Annotated in this window: 13 protein-coding genes; 4 read left to right on the top strand and 9 right to left on the bottom strand. The window is 74.3% G+C overall.

The window, feature by feature from the left end; translation table 11 throughout:
- Positions 1–132 precede the first annotated feature (132 nt).
- Positions 133–1,077: a LysR family transcriptional regulator gene (locus tag ACV7NM_RS04215; protein ID WP_463408968.1), complete on the top strand. Its 945-nt coding sequence runs from the start codon at positions 133–135 to the stop codon at positions 1,075–1,077.
- Between the two features lie 33 nt (positions 1,078–1,110).
- Here the strand turns inward: ACV7NM_RS04215 and ACV7NM_RS04210 are convergent, their stop codons facing one another.
- Complete coding sequence (locus tag ACV7NM_RS04210) at positions 1,111–2,469, bottom strand: helix-turn-helix domain-containing protein (RefSeq protein WP_463413823.1); 1,359 nt, start codon at positions 2,467–2,469, stop codon at positions 1,111–1,113.
- A 137-nt stretch (positions 2,470–2,606) separates the two neighbouring features.
- Here ACV7NM_RS04210 and ACV7NM_RS04205 point away from each other — a divergent pair, with 137 nt between their 5' ends.
- Positions 2,607–3,959 carry a M64 family metallopeptidase gene (locus ACV7NM_RS04205; RefSeq protein WP_463408967.1) on the top strand — a complete coding sequence of 451 codons (1,353 nt, stop codon included), beginning with the start codon at positions 2,607–2,609 and terminating at the stop codon, positions 3,957–3,959.
- Positions 3,960–4,007: 48 nt separating this feature from the next.
- On the opposite strand, the gene ACV7NM_RS04200 is transcribed toward ACV7NM_RS04205, so the two are convergent.
- The 4 genes from ACV7NM_RS04200 to ACV7NM_RS04185 all read right to left on the bottom strand — a co-directional run bounded on the left by ACV7NM_RS04200 (position 4,008) and on the right by ACV7NM_RS04185 (position 6,517).
- Positions 4,008–5,156, bottom strand: a complete 1,149-nt coding sequence (locus ACV7NM_RS04200; RefSeq protein WP_463408966.1) for a serine hydrolase domain-containing protein — start codon at positions 5,154–5,156, stop codon at positions 4,008–4,010.
- 202 nt (positions 5,157–5,358) lie between these two features.
- A complete protein-coding gene (locus tag ACV7NM_RS04195) occupies positions 5,359–5,868 on the bottom strand; it encodes a mycothiol transferase (RefSeq protein WP_463408965.1) in 510 nt (169 codons plus the stop codon).
- Between the two features lie 34 nt (positions 5,869–5,902).
- Positions 5,903–6,094, bottom strand: coding sequence for a DUF6381 family protein (locus ACV7NM_RS04190; RefSeq protein WP_463408964.1), 192 nt, complete (start codon positions 6,092–6,094; stop codon positions 5,903–5,905).
- 105 nt (positions 6,095–6,199) lie between these two features.
- Positions 6,200–6,517 carry a hypothetical protein gene (locus ACV7NM_RS04185; RefSeq protein ID WP_463408963.1) on the bottom strand — a complete coding sequence of 106 codons (318 nt, stop codon included), beginning with the start codon at positions 6,515–6,517 and terminating at the stop codon, positions 6,200–6,202.
- A gap of 184 nt (positions 6,518–6,701) precedes the next feature.
- On the opposite strand from ACV7NM_RS04185, the gene ACV7NM_RS04180 reads away from it, so the two are divergent.
- On the top strand, positions 6,702–7,832 hold the full coding sequence (locus ACV7NM_RS04180) for a hypothetical protein (RefSeq protein WP_463408962.1): 1,131 nt from the start codon (positions 6,702–6,704) through the stop codon (positions 7,830–7,832).
- 126 nt (positions 7,833–7,958) lie between these two features.
- Here the strand turns inward: ACV7NM_RS04180 and ACV7NM_RS04175 are convergent, their stop codons facing one another.
- Genes ACV7NM_RS04175 through ACV7NM_RS04165 form a run of 3 tightly spaced genes read right to left on the bottom strand, consistent with a single transcriptional unit; the run spans position 7,959 to position 10,598 of the window.
- Positions 7,959–8,987 (bottom strand): NAD(P)/FAD-dependent oxidoreductase, encoded by a 1,029-nt coding sequence (locus ACV7NM_RS04175; protein WP_463408961.1) that lies wholly within the window; start codon positions 8,985–8,987, stop codon positions 7,959–7,961.
- Complete coding sequence (locus tag ACV7NM_RS04170; protein ID WP_463413822.1) at positions 8,984–9,523, bottom strand: isoprenylcysteine carboxyl methyltransferase family protein; 540 nt, start codon at positions 9,521–9,523, stop codon at positions 8,984–8,986. Before ACV7NM_RS04170 ends, ACV7NM_RS04175 begins: the two co-directional genes overlap by 4 nt.
- A gap of 13 nt (positions 9,524–9,536) precedes the next feature.
- A complete protein-coding gene (locus tag ACV7NM_RS04165) occupies positions 9,537–10,598 on the bottom strand; it encodes a type III polyketide synthase (protein ID WP_463408960.1) in 1,062 nt (353 codons plus the stop codon).
- Positions 10,599–10,706: 108 nt separating this feature from the next.
- Between ACV7NM_RS04165 and ACV7NM_RS04160 the strand changes: the two genes are divergently transcribed.
- Entirely contained in the window at positions 10,707–11,576 is an 870-nt protein-coding gene (locus tag ACV7NM_RS04160) for a UbiA family prenyltransferase (protein WP_463408959.1), read from the top strand.
- A 55-nt stretch (positions 11,577–11,631) separates the two neighbouring features.
- Here the strand turns inward: ACV7NM_RS04160 and ACV7NM_RS04155 are convergent, their stop codons facing one another.
- On the bottom strand, positions 11,632–12,993 hold the full coding sequence (locus tag ACV7NM_RS04155; protein WP_463408958.1) for an NAD(P)/FAD-dependent oxidoreductase: 1,362 nt from the start codon (positions 12,991–12,993) through the stop codon (positions 11,632–11,634).
- Positions 12,994–13,043 lie beyond the last annotated feature (50 nt).

Below are 13,043 nucleotides of genomic sequence, written 5' to 3'. Positions count from 1 at the left end.
GCCTGGAGTCCGGACTCCCCGGCGCGCGCGGTTCCGGGTTGCCGCCCGGGCCCTGCTTCGATCGTCACCGAGCCGAAAACCCAAGTCAATCCCCGGGTTTCGTCCACAGACCCAAGCTGTAGCTTGGCTCTCATGACCCTCGACGACCTCCGCGTCTTCGTCGCCGTGTGCCGTACCGGCAGCCTGAGCGCCGTCGCGCGCGATCTCGGCCGGACCCAGCCCGCCGTCAGCCAGCACGTCCGGCGCCTGGAGAAGGAGACCGGCGCCGCGCTGCTGGAACGTCACGCCCGCGGGGTGGTCCCCACCGAAGCCGGCCGAATCCTGCTCGCCGCCGCTGCCGACGGCATCGCCGGCCTCGACGGCGCCCTGCGCCGCCTCGACGACCTCGTCCACGGGGACGCCGGATCGGTACGCGTCACCACCGGCGCGACGACCGTCCGGCACTTCATGTCCGAGGCCGTCGTCACCTTCCGACGCCGCCACCCCGAGGTGAGCCTGGAGTTCCAAACCGAGAACTCCAGCAGCAGTTGCTTCGCCGCCCTCGCCGCCGACGACCTGGACCTCGCCTGGATCACCATCGGCGACCCCGTCCGCGGCATCGAACAGCGCCCCGTCATGCACCTGCCCTGGGTCCTCGCCGTCGGCGCCGACGACCCCCTCGCCGGACGGCCCCGCATCGAACCCGCCGAACTCGGCGGCATCCGCCACATCCGGCTCCCGGAGAACTCCGCCTCCCGCGCCCAGCTCGATACCGCCCTCGCCGCCCGCGGGGTCCGCATCAGCCGCTCCGACACCAGCGTGGCCGACTGGGACACCGCCCTGCTCCTGGCCGAACTCGGCCTCGGACACGCCTTGGTACCGGCCCTGCCGGGCTGGCGGGTCCCCGGGTCCGAGGGGCCGCTCCGACTGCTGCCCGTCCCCGCCCTTCCGCCCCTCGCGGTGGGCTGGGCCGTCCGCCGCTGGAGCGCCCTGACCCCACCGGCCCGTCTCTTCGCCGACGAGGTCGCCCGCTCCTGCACCGCCCGCGCCGCCGCCGACCCGCGGACCCCGCACGGGTCCCGATCGGAGCGGACCTGACCGGGTTGGCCCACCGCAGTTGGGCGGTGCCCCTCAGTCGGGGTCCCGCGGCGCGGACGGGGCGCCCGCCGGCGCCGCCGGGGCCGGCCCCAAGGTCGTGGTGCCCGGGACCGCCCGGTGCCCGAGGCCCGTGCGGTACACGTCGAGGGCCGCCTCCGTGTGGCCGGCGCGCCGCAGCAGGTCTCCGAGGAGCCGGCACAGGTCCGCGAGATCGCCGTCGGCCCCGCTGCGCTCGAGCAGGGCCAACGCCCGAACGTAGTGCCCCTCGGCGCCCTCGGGGTCCCCGCGTTCCTCCGCGATGAGGCCGAGCAACCGGTGCGCGCCGCCCGCGTGCACGGCGCCGTGGCGCTCATCGAGCTCCAGCAGCGCCGACAGCAGCTCCGTGGCCTCCTCGTACCGGCCGAGCCGGCGCAGTACGTCGGCCAGCTCCACCTCCACCTGGGCGGTGTACAGCGTCGCCCGCTTGGCGGCGAGCATGTCCCGTGCCGTACGCAACTGGGCTTCGGCCTCCGCGAGTTCCCCCCGCTGCGCTTGGACGTAGCCGCGCATCCAGTGGCAGTGCGCCAGATCGGTGCGCAAGCTCAGTTGCCGGTAGACCGCCTGGGCCTTGGCGAGTGAGGCGTCGGCGTCGGCGGTCCGGCCCTCGGCGAGGAACGTCCGCGCGACCTGCCGGTGCATTCCCGCGACCAGCGCCGGGTCCTGGACCTGCGGAGCCAGCGCCAGGGCGAGTTCGGCGGCGTGGGCCGCGCGGGCATGGGCCCCCATGTCCATGTAGGGGCTGATCGCCGCGGCGTAGAGCAGTACCAGCGCCTCGGGGTCTCCCAGCCCGCCGGAGTTCAGCTCGTCGATGGCCGTCTCCAGGAGGTAGCAGGCGTAGCGCAGTTCCCCGGCGAGCAGGTGGGCCACGGCCCGGCCGCGGACGGCGCGGGCGCGGCGGGGCAGCGGCTCGTGTCCCAGGAGCCGCTCGGCCGACTCGAAGTGACGTATCGCGTCTGGGAGTTCGCCGCACTCCAGGGCGCAGTCCCCCAGCCCCAGCAGGGCCTCCGCTCGCTCGGGGTCCAGACCGAGCTGCTCGGCGTCGGTGAGCAGCCGCCGGAAGAGGACGGCGGCCTCGTCGGCGGTGCCCGTCGCGAGGGCCCGCTGCGCGTCGGTCAGCGCGAGGCGCAGCTCGGTGGCCAGGTGGGCGGGGCGACCGGTGGCGAGTTCCTCGTAGGACGTGCCGAGACGCCCGGCGAGGAAACGCAGGGCGGCCTCGGAGGGGCGGACACGGCCTGACTCCAGGGTGGAGATGTAGGCCGGTGTGTACACGGGCTCGGCCAGTTGCCTCTGCGTCAGGGCGCGTTCGGCGCGCAGGCGCTGAACACGGCGGCCGATTTCGGCCGGTTCGTCCATGAAATTCCCCCTGGTCACGTGAACTCCCCAGTATTCAGCGGGAGATGCCCATTGCGCGCGTCATCCGGACGCCCCTAACTTAAGCACCCGGTTAAGCCTGCTTATCTTATTGTTTATGTTCCTCGGGGAGGGGCTTCATGGGGTCACCCGTCCGCTCGACCGTCCGCCTGGCCGTCGCCGTCCTCGGCGCGAGCGCCGTACTGCTGGCCGCCGTTCCCGCCGGAGCGGCCGCCCCGCCGCCCGGATCACCCGCGTCCCACACGGTGGAGGTCGAGGTGCCGGGGCCCGAACAGGGCGGTGAGGCCGGCTCCGGTCACATCCGCGTCCCGGCCGCCGGCCGAGACAAGGCCCCGCCCAAGCTGTCCGCCGCCGAACGCGAGGTGGACGGGGAGGTCACCAAGACCGTCGACAACGGCCCCACCGCCGACCGCCTCGACGTCGTCGTCATCGGTGACGGCTACACCGCCGCCGAACTGGGGAAGTTCCACGACGACGCCCGGCGGAAGTGGGCCGAGGTCACGGCCGTCGAGCCGTACGCGACGTACCGCAACCTGTTCAACGTCTGGACGGTCGACGCCGTCTCCCGCGAGTCCGGCGTCTCCGGCGACCCGGACGCCGCCACCACCCGCGACACCGCCCTCGGGTCGTACTTCTGGTGCGACGGCGTCGAACGGCTGCTGTGCGTGGACCAGCCGAAGGTGGACGCGTACGTGGCGAAGGCGCCCGCCGCCGATCTCGTCATCGTCTTGTCCAACAGCGCCAAGTACGGAGGCGCCGGCTACAACGAACCCAGCCCCACCCTCGGCTACGAGGGCATTTCCACCGCCTCCGCCGGCAACGCCAAGTCCGGCCAGGTCGCCGTCCACGAGACCGGCCACTCGCTCGGCAAGCTCGCCGACGAGTACTTCTACCCCGGCACCCCCGGCTACGAGGAGTACACCGGCCCCGAGACCGCCGAGTCCAACACCTCCGTCCTCACCGCCGACCGCATGCGCGACGCCCGGTCCAAGTGGTACCGCTGGCTCGGCGAGCAGTCCCCGGACGGCGGCACGGTGGGCGCGTACGAGGGCGGCGGGTACTTCGTCACCGGCCTCTACCGGCCGACCGACGCCTCGATCATGAGGGTGCTCGGCAAGCCCTTCAGTCTGCCCGGCGTCGAGGCGATGATCGCGGGCTTCCACCGGCACGCCCGCACCCTCACCCCGCTCACCCCGACCGAGCGCACCCTGCGCCCGCGCGACCGGGCGAAGGTCTCCGTGCCCCGCCTCACCGGTCCCGACGGCCGGCAGTTGGTGGTGCGCTGGTATCTCGACGGCCATGAGCTGAAACGATTCTCCGGGCGGACCGACGTACGGGTGGGGGAGCTCTCCCTCTCCGGGTCGCGGACACACGAGCTGACGGTCACGGCCGAGGACCGCACCCCCTCGGTGCGCGACCCGAAGATCTCCGCGAACCTGCGCACCACCCTGGGATGGCGCGTCAGGCGCTGACCGCCTACCGGGTGCGGAGTGGCCTGGAGACCTGGTCGGGTGACCGGCTCAGGATCCGGCCGCGTGCCGCCAGAACTCGCGCATCAGGGCGGGCGAGGTCGGGCCGGCCAGTTCACGCTGGGTGAGCAGGACCGTGACCGAGCCGGTGGCCGGGACGATGTGCGACGCCGTCCCGGTGCCGCCGATCCATCCGTAGCGGCCCGGCTCGTTCCAGGGGTTCAGGCGCTCCACGTCCACGCTGCCTCCGAACCCCCAGCCCTGGCCCTCCAGGAAGAGCGCGCCCCCGGCCCGCTGGTCCGCGGTCAGCCGGTCGGTGGTCATCTGCCGGACCGACCCGGCGGAGAGCAGTCGGCGTCCGTCGACGGTGCCGCCGGCGAGCAGCATCCGGCCGAAGGCGTACAGGTCGTCCGCCGTCGACACCAGTCCGCCCGCCGCGGACGGGAAGGCCGGCATCCGGCTCCACTGTCCGTCGGGGGCGTCGACCAGCTCCAAGCCGCCCTCGCCGCAGCCCCGGTAGTACCCGGTGAAGCGGCCCAGGTCGGCGGCCGGAACGGCGAAGCCCGTGTCCCGCATCCCGAGCGGCTCGAAGATCCGCTCCGCGAGGAACTCGGGCAGGGGCCGGCCCGAGGCTCGGGCCACGAGCACGCCCAAGATGTCGGAGCAGGCGTTGTAGAGCCAGGCCTCGCCCGGCTGGTGCAGCAGCGGGATCCGGGCCAGCGTCTTCATCCAGGCGTCCGGCTCCGCGACCATGAGGGGCTGCGGGGGACCCTGCTTCAGTTCGGTGAACAGCGGCCGTACCGCGGGCAGCGAGAAGTCCGAGGGAAATCCGTACCCGGCCCGGAACGTCAGCAGGTGCTCCACGGTGATGGGCCGCTCCGCCGGCACGACATCGTCCGGCGGACTCGACGGCGTACGGACGACCACGGGCGAGGCGAGTTCCGGGAGCCACCCGCCGACGGGTTCGTCGAGCGCGAGCCGGCCCTCCTCGATCAGGAGCAGCGCCGCCGCGGCCGCGATCGGCTTGGTCAGCGAGGCCACCCGGAAGATCGTGTCCCGGGCCATGGGGGCGAAGTCGCCGATCCCGGCCGAGCCGACCGCCGCCACCTCCACCCGGTCGCCGCGGGCCACCAAACCCACCGCCCCCGGCAGGTATCCGCTGCTCACGTGCGATGCCAGGATCTCGCGCAGGCTGGTCATGACTCCACCTTCCCGATGGCTTGACGGGTGCGCGGCCGGCGGTGGACCGGCCCCTTTGGAAGTCAGGACTCCCCTGACCACCCGTACTCATCGGTCCGACGCCAACGCAAACGCCAATGCCTTCCGCCACGCGCCGCCCGTGCGCGAGGGCCCGGGCGCGCGTGGCGGAAGGGGCGGCCATGACCCGGACGGTCCGCCGCCGCTATCGGCGGTCCAGCACGCCCCGGGCGAACGCGGCCTGCCCGGCGTGTTGCAGGTCGTCGGTCAGTACGCTCACCAGGCGCACGCCGAGGGTGACCGGCGGGTCCCACCGCTCGTCCACCACCCGGCCCAGGTCGGCGGCGCCCAGACCCCGTACGAACCGCAGGGTCTGCTCGTGCACCGCGTCGAAGTAGCCGAGCAGCAACTCACCCGAATCGACACGGACCTTTCCCACCTCCCGCGCGGTGTGCCCGTAACCGGTGGCGTCGGCCGGCAGCGGGAGGCCGAACCGCTCCGCCCAGCCCTGGGCGTGCCACACCTGCTCCAGCCCGGCCGCGTCCGCCACGTGGTCGTCCTGCACCCGGGTCAGGTGCCAGACGAGCCACGCGACGGAGTTCGCCGCCGGGTCGACCCGCGCGTTCAGTTCCTCGGCCGAGAGCCCGTCCAGCACCTCGTGCACCACCTCACGGACACGTCCGTAGGCGTCGGCCAGTACCTCCGTAGCCTTCACGGCACCTCCGTGGGCCTCACGGCGCGCCGGTCCGCTACCGCAGGTCCATGCCGGGATCGTCGATCATGCGACTCTCCATCTCGCTCTGCTCCTGGAGTCGGCGGGCCTTGTCCTCAAGGCGCTTGCGCTCCTGGGGGTCGCCGGACCGCGCCGCCGCCGTCCTCATCTCCTGGGCCTTCTCGCGCAACTGCCGCGACCGGCCACCGGATTCGCCTGCAACGCTCATGATCTGCTCCTTGGCTCATTGGTGGAGAGCGGGCGGAACCAGGGAATCAGCAGCGCGGCACGCACGCATCTCGAAGCCGCTCCCGGGCCCGTCGCCGCAGGTGGGCTACTCGCCGGCGATCCCCGTGATCACGGGATCGCCCAGCGGGGCGGCCTCGGTGTCCAGCCCGGCCCCGCGCAGCGCCGACGAGGCCAGGTCCCGGGCCTTGTCCGTCGCCGACGCGGTGTCGGAGGCCTCGACCTCCAGGTGGAGGCTGAACGCGGAGGAGCCGGAGTAGAACGACAGGATGTCCAGGTCCTCCGCGACCCCCAGCTCGGTGCCCCGCGGGTCCGCCGGCCGCAGCGCGCCCACCAGCCGCCTCCGGGCGTCGGGGCTGAGATCGGTCAACAAGGTGCCGGGGATGGTGACGAGATAAACAGTCATGGAAGACCGCTTGCCCCCGGGCGGCCCGCGAAATCACCGACGCCCGCGTCACCCCCCGTTTGCCCGCCCCGAATGGCGCAGTGGTCGCATATGCCGCTCAATGCAACCAAGCGTGCGATTCCCATGACGCACGATGACCGGCGCGCGTCGTGTAGACCCCGTGCGTCGGCGAACGGAGCTTTCCATGAATGACCGCAACACCCGCGCGGCGGCGCAGTACGACGACCGCGACGGCATCCCCGAAACCGACGAGGACCGCGCCCACGCCCTTCGGGAGCGGGCCGAGGAATCCGACGGCCCCGGGCCTCCCGCGGCCGCCGGGCCGTCCGACGACCCACCGGAGTCGGTACGGACCCTCTTGGACACGGCGGCCGCCTGCCGGCCCGTCGAGGAGGTCACCGCCCTGGTCGGCCTCCTGAAGGAGACCGGTCTGCTGTCCCGGTCGGGTCAGGAGGCGTTGGCCGCGGCCGCCGTGTCGCGTTCCGTCGACGACGTCCGGCACATGGTCGCCCTGCTGGGCGAGCCTCCGGACGGGGAGGTCGAGGCCGGCATCACGCTCCGGGCGGCGGCCCTCGGCCGGCCCATCGAGGACGTGGCCCTCCTGGCCAGGTCCCTCGGCGCGGGCCCCGACCTGCACGTAGAACCCGCCGCCGCGCCGCCCGAAGGGTCCGCCGGCCAAGCCCCCGCCGGTGGGCCGCCCGCCCACGACCCCCGCACTCTGGACCCCCGCACCCACGTGCCCCACGCCGTCCACAGCGAGAACGGCGAGAACGGCGAGAACGGCGAGAACGGCGAGGACCAGGGCGGGGACGGCACGGGCGGTGACCTCCCCGAGGACCCGGGCGCGGCGCCGGGCGGCCGGCCGGCCCCGCCCCCACCGCCCGGGCGACGTCCCAAGGCGCCGCGGGGCGACGTCTTGCACCACGTCCTGCGCTGGCCGGCGGCCGCCGCACTGCTGCTGTGCGGAGTCATGCACCTGCCCGGGAACCTCGCCGACCTGCCGGCAGTGGACCCGGTGGGCTATCTGCCCACCGCGGTCTCGGTGTTGTGTCTGGGGCTCGGATTGCTCCTGGCGGTATGGGACACCGCGGTGGTGTGGCGGGCGACGGCCGTCGCCGCGCTCGCGGTCGTCGCGCTGCACCTGGCGGGCGGGATCGCCGTGTTCGACCCGCTGGCGGGAGCCCTGGGCGGCCCCCACCCCTGGGCGGGCGTCACGACCGTCTTGTGCGCCGGCGCGGGTTCCGTCCTCGCCGGGCTGGCCCTGATGTACGGCCCCCGCCGGGCGGCGGTGGCCGAGGAGGGCGACGGCGCCTGAGGCGATCCCCGGATCGGCCCACCTCAGGGGGCCCGGGCGGCAGGACGTAGCCCGGGGCAAGGGTCGTTCAGGTCGTCGCCCAGGCCGTCGTGAGTGGTCAGGACGTCGCCCGGGCCCCGAGGGTCGTCAGGCGAGCAGGTTCACCGCCCGGGTGAACACCCCCGGCATGCGGGCGGCGAGCGGCACGATCCGCCCGGCCAGCCAGGGCTGCCCACGCGCCCACAGCAGGGACCCGGTCAGCGCCCGGTAGCTCCGCGACACCTCCCGCCAGGCCCGCTCGTACTCCTGCGGCCGCCCCGCCCGCACGCACCGTACGAGTTCCGCCGCGGCCGCCAGCGCCAGCGAGAGCCCCTCCCCGGTCAGCGCGTCGACGTACCCCGCCGCGTCGCCGACGAACAGCACCCGCCCCGCCACCCTGACGCGGGAACGCTGGCGCAGCGGCCCCGCCCCGCGCACCGCGTCACCCGGCTTCGGCGGCGGCAGCCGGTCCGCCAGCAGCGGGAACCGGGCCAGTTGCTCCTCGAACGGAGCCTGTTCGCAGGTCAGCACCGCGACCCCGATCCGGTCCGGCCCGAGCGGCGTGACGTACGCCTCGCACCGCGGGGCCCAGTGCACCTCCACCAGGTCGCTCCACGGCGCCACCGCGTAATGGCGGCGCAGCCCGTAGCGGGGCCGCCGCCCCGGCGCGGGCGGTGCCGACAGGCCCAGGGCGCGCCGCACCGGGGAGTGGAGACCGTCCGCCGCCACCAGATAGCGGGCGGTCAGGCCCGCCGCCCCGACGCGGTGTTCGTCCTGGCGGACCTCCTCCACGCGCCGCGCGACGACCCGTACGCCCAGGCGCTCGGCCCGGCCCGCGAGCGCCGCGTGGAGCTCCGTACGCCGTACGCCGCGCCCGGGGCCTTCTCGGAACAGGCCTTCCGCGCGCAGTCCGCTGACCCCGTCGACGTAGCGGATGCCATGGAATTCACGGCCCGCCACCGGGACGCCCAACTCCGCCAGCCGGCGCACGGCGCCGGGCATCAGTCCCTCGCCGCAGGCCTTGTCGATCGGCGTCGGGCGAGGCTCGGCCACCACCACCTCCAGCCCGGCCAGGGCCCCGTGGATGGCCGTCGCCAAGCCGGCCGGACCCCCGCCCGCCACGAGCAGGTCGATCACGGCGCGGTGCCCACGAGGCTGCCGCCGGTACTGGCGTGGGCGAGAGCGGAATCCTCGCAGCGAACGCGCACCCGCAGCAGCAGCGCGTTCAGTACGCAGAAGCCGGCCGCCGTCAGCCACGCGCAGTGGACCAACGGAAGCGCGAGCCCTTCGACCACCACCGCCAGGTAGTTCGGGTGCCGAAGCCGTCGGTAGGGCCCGGCCGTGACCGGCGTCAGGCCGGGCACGACCAGCACCCGGGTGTTCCAGCGCGGGCCGAGGGTGGCCACGCACCACCAGCGCAGCCCCTGCGCGGCCACGGCCACGACGAGCGCGGGCCAGCCGAGCAGCGGAAGGAACGGGCGGCCCGCGGCCCACGGTTCGACGGCGCATCCGGCCAGTAGCGCCGTGTGCAGGGCGACCATGGCCGGGTAGTGGCCGCGGCCGTACTCCCGGGCGCCGCGCGCCAGGCTCCAGGCGGTGTTGCGACGGGCCACGGCGAGTTCGGCGAGGCGCTCGCCCGCCACGAGGGCGAGGAGCAGCAGGTACGAGGTCATCGGCATGCGGGCGTCACCAGCGCAGGAGGACGAGTTCGGAGGCGAAGCCCGGGCCGAAGGCGAGCATCAGCCCGACCGAGCCGGGCGGTGGGGGACCGGCGCTCTGGACGTCGCCGAGGACGTGCAGCACGGACGCCGAGGAGAGGTTGCCCGCCGTCGCGAGGGAACGCCGGCTCGCGGCGAGGGCCGAGTCCGGGAGCCCCAGGGCCTCCCCGAGGACGTCGAGGATCTTCGGACCACCCGGATGGCAGATCCACGCGGTCACGTCGGCGGGCTTGAGGTCGTGCCCGGCGAGGAAGGCCTCGACCTCCTCCGCGACGTGCAGCCGGACCAGCCCCGGCAGTTCGCGGCCCATCACCATGCGGAAGCCCCAGTGGCCGATGTCCCAGCCGAGCAGGTCCTCGGTCCCCGGGTAGAGGCGGCTGCGCGCGTCCACCACCGTGGGCCCGGCGGCGTGCTCGTACAGCGGATGGTCGGCGCCCACCGCCAGCAGTGCCCCCGCCCCGTCCCCGAAGAGCGCACCGGCCACCAGGGCCGCCATCGAGGTGTCGGTGGGCTGGAGGGTGAGCGAGCAGAGTTCCGTGGACAGCAGCAGGGCGGCCTGCCCCGGCCGGCCCGTGAGGTGGTCGTGCAGGTGACCGAGGCCGGCCGCGCCCGCCGCGCAGCCCAGCCCGAACAGTGGCAGGCGCCGCACATCGGGCCGCAGGCCGGTGCGGGCGGCGAGCCGCGCCTCCAGCGAGGGAGTGGCGAGCCCGGTCACCGTCGTCGACATGACCAGGTCCACGTCCCGGGCCGCGAGCGCGCCCTCGGCCAGGGCGAGCCCGATGGCGCGCTCGCCGAGGTCGAGTGCCGCCTCGACGAACAGGGCGTTGGTGGTCCCGAAGTCGTTCCAGGGGCCGTAGCGCTCCAGCGGGAGCGCGAGATGACGGCTGTCGACCCGCACCGAGGCGTGCACCCGGCGCAGCGGGCCGGCGTCGCAGCCCGGGGGCAGGCAGCCGGCGAGCGCTTCCGTGATCTCGGACTGTCGGTACGCGTGGGGCGGGAACACGCTGCTCACTGCCAGGACACGTGTCATCGCCCTAACTCTAGGCAAGTACGGGCATTTTCCGCTGAATCGTACGAACCGGGCGTGCCGCCGCCCGTCCGGCCCGCTCCCGGGGGCCCGAAGGCCTAACGTGGGGCCGTGCCCGCAACCCGCGAGACCGCCCCGCCCACGCCGGCCCCCGCACGCGTCGGCCGGGGGAGCGTCGCCGGGGCGCTGTTGGCCGCCTGCCACCCGCTTCCGACCGCCGCCGTCACCCTCTTCACCGCCGTGCTGGCCGCCGCCACCGGCCGGGGAGCCGCCGGCTGTGCGGCCTCCGCCGGCGCCGTCGCCCTCGGCCAGCTCTCGGTGGGTTGGTGCAACGACCGCGCCGACCTGCGGCGCGACCGGGCCACGGGCCGAGCGGACAAGCCCCTGGCGGTCGGAAGCGTGGGGCCCGCGACCGTCAGCGCCGCCGCGCTCACCGCGCTGGCGTTGTGCGTACCGCTCTCACTGGCCTCGGGGCTGCTCGCGGGCAGCGCGCACCTCTGCGCGGTCGTGGCCGCCTGGGCGTACAACCTGTGGCTCAAGAGCACCGTCGCGTCCTGGCTCCCGTACGCCCTCGCCTTCGGCCTGCTGCCGGCCTTCGTGACGCTCGGCCTCCCGGGGCAGCCGTGGCCGCCGCTCTGGCTCGTCGCTGCCGCCGCGTCGCTCGGCGCGGGCGCCCACTTCGCCAACGTGCTGCCCGACATCGCGGACGACCTGGCCACCGGCGTGACCGGACTCCCACAACGGCTGGGCGCCCGCCGCTCCGCCGTGCTGGCCGCCCTCCTCGTGCTCGGCTCGGCCGCCGCGCTGGTCGTGGGACCGCCTGGGCCGGTGACCCCGCAGCGGTGGGTGCTGCTGGCCCTCACGGCGGCCCTGCTGCTCGCCACCAGCCGGGGCCCGGGCCGCGTCCCGTTCGTGGGCACGCTGGCGGTCGCCGCCGCCGACGTCGCCCTCCTGCTGGCCCGCGGCGCGGGCCGGCTCTAGGCGTTGTCCCGCCTCGCGTCCTGTCTCGGCGTCCTGCCCCTGCGTCCGGGACCGGTCAGCTCCGCGCGTGCAACGCCGCCGTGTGCTCGCGGACCTGCTCCGGCGTCAGGTAGGCGTCCGTGTGCTCGAAGTCCCGCAGCGTGGCCGGCCGCTGGGCGAGAAAGCCGGTACGGACGAAGTCGTCCCCGGCCACGGCGTTGAGCAGCCAGTTCGTCAGCACCCGGGTCTTGGCCACATTGGTCCGCAACGCCGACCAGTGGTAGCCGCGCGCCACCGCCTGCGCCGGGAGGCCCCGCAGTTCGATGCCGAGCGGCTTGGAGACGGCGTCGCGTCCGCCGAGGTCCACCACCAGGCCCAGGTCCTTGTGCACGTACGGGCGCGGCGTCTCGCCCCGCAGCGTCGAGATCACGCTCTCGGCGACGGCCCGCCCCTGCCTCATGGCGTGCTGCGCCGTCGGCGGGCACATGGCGTCGCCGCCCGTCGCGAGGTCCGGTACGGCGGCCGCGTCCCCGAGGGCGAACACCCCGTCGACGCCGGGCACCGTCAGGTCCGGGCGCACCACCAGTCGGCCCTTCAGGGTCTCGGTGCCCAGGGTTGCCACCAGTGGGCTCGCGGCCACCCCCGCCGTCCAGATCAGGGTCCGGCTCGGCAGCACCCGGCCGTCGGTGAGCGTCACCTTCTCCGCGTCCACCTCGGCCACCGACACGCCCAGCGAGACCTCGATGCCGCGGGCGCGCAGGATGTCCAGGGCCACCTTGCCGAGCTTGTCACCCAGTTCGGGCATCAGCTTGGGTGCCAGGTCCACCAGGTGCCACTTGATCCGGCGGGGGTCCAGCCGTGGGTAGCGGCCCACCGCGTTGCAGGTCAGACGCTGGAGGCAGGCGGCCGTCTCCGTCCCCGCGTAACCGCCGCCGACCACGACGAACTGCAGCCGCGCCGTGCGCTCCGCCTCGTCCTGGCCGGCGTCGGCGAGGTCGAGCTGGGCGATCACGTGGTCGCGCAGGTACGCGGCCTCCGCGAGGGTCTTCATGCCACGGGCGTGCTCGCCCAGCCCGGGGATGTCGAACGAACGCGTGACGCTGCCCGGGGCGAGGACCAACAGGTCGTACGGCTGGTCCACGATCTCACCGGTGATCTTGCGGATCACGCAGACCTTGGCCTTGGGGTCCACGCCGATCGCCCCGCCCGGGATGATCCGGGTCCGGTGTTTGCTGCTGCGGCGCAGCGATACGGCGACGGACTGCGGGGTCAGCACCCCGGCCGCCACCTGTGGCAACAACGGCAGGTAGAGCTGGTACGAGTAGGGCGTGACCAGTGAGATCTCGGCCTCGGTGGGGGACAGCCGACGCTCCAGCCGCCGTACGCACTCCACCCCGGCGAAGCCGGCGCCCACTACGAGAATCCTCGATCGAGACACGGTGTAGGTCCCTTCGCAAGAGGTCGGTTGCTGTGTCGGGTACGTCTGCC

It is taken from the genome of Streptomyces sp. Tek67B01 (assembly GCF_055231995.1).
This window is presented reverse-complemented; position numbering and strand designations above follow the sequence as displayed.

Bases quoted from the DNA above. Each gene is read 5' to 3' on its own strand.
- ACV7NM_RS04190 (WP_463408964.1), bottom strand. From the start codon at position 6,094: ATGAGCGTTGCAGGCGAATCCGGTGGCCGGTCGCGGCAGTTGCGCGAG.
- ACV7NM_RS04205 (WP_463408967.1), top strand. From the start codon at position 2,607: ATGGGGTCACCCGTCCGCTCGACCGTCCGCCTGGCCGTCGCCGTCCTC.
- ACV7NM_RS04210 (WP_463413823.1), bottom strand. From the start codon at position 2,469: ATGGACGAACCGGCCGAAATCGGCCGCCGTGTTCAGCGCCTGCGCGCC.
- ACV7NM_RS04200 (WP_463408966.1), bottom strand. From the start codon at position 5,156: ATGACCAGCCTGCGCGAGATCCTGGCATCGCACGTGAGCAGCGGATAC.
- ACV7NM_RS04215 (WP_463408968.1), top strand. From the start codon at position 133: ATGACCCTCGACGACCTCCGCGTCTTCGTCGCCGTGTGCCGTACCGGC.
- ACV7NM_RS04165 (WP_463408960.1), bottom strand. From the start codon at position 10,598: ATGACACGTGTCCTGGCAGTGAGCAGCGTGTTCCCGCCCCACGCGTAC.
- ACV7NM_RS04170 (WP_463413822.1), bottom strand. From the start codon at position 9,523: ATGACCTCGTACCTGCTGCTCCTCGCCCTCGTGGCGGGCGAGCGCCTC.
- ACV7NM_RS04180 (WP_463408962.1), top strand. From the start codon at position 6,702: ATGAATGACCGCAACACCCGCGCGGCGGCGCAGTACGACGACCGCGAC.
- ACV7NM_RS04185 (WP_463408963.1), bottom strand. From the start codon at position 6,517: ATGACTGTTTATCTCGTCACCATCCCCGGCACCTTGTTGACCGATCTC.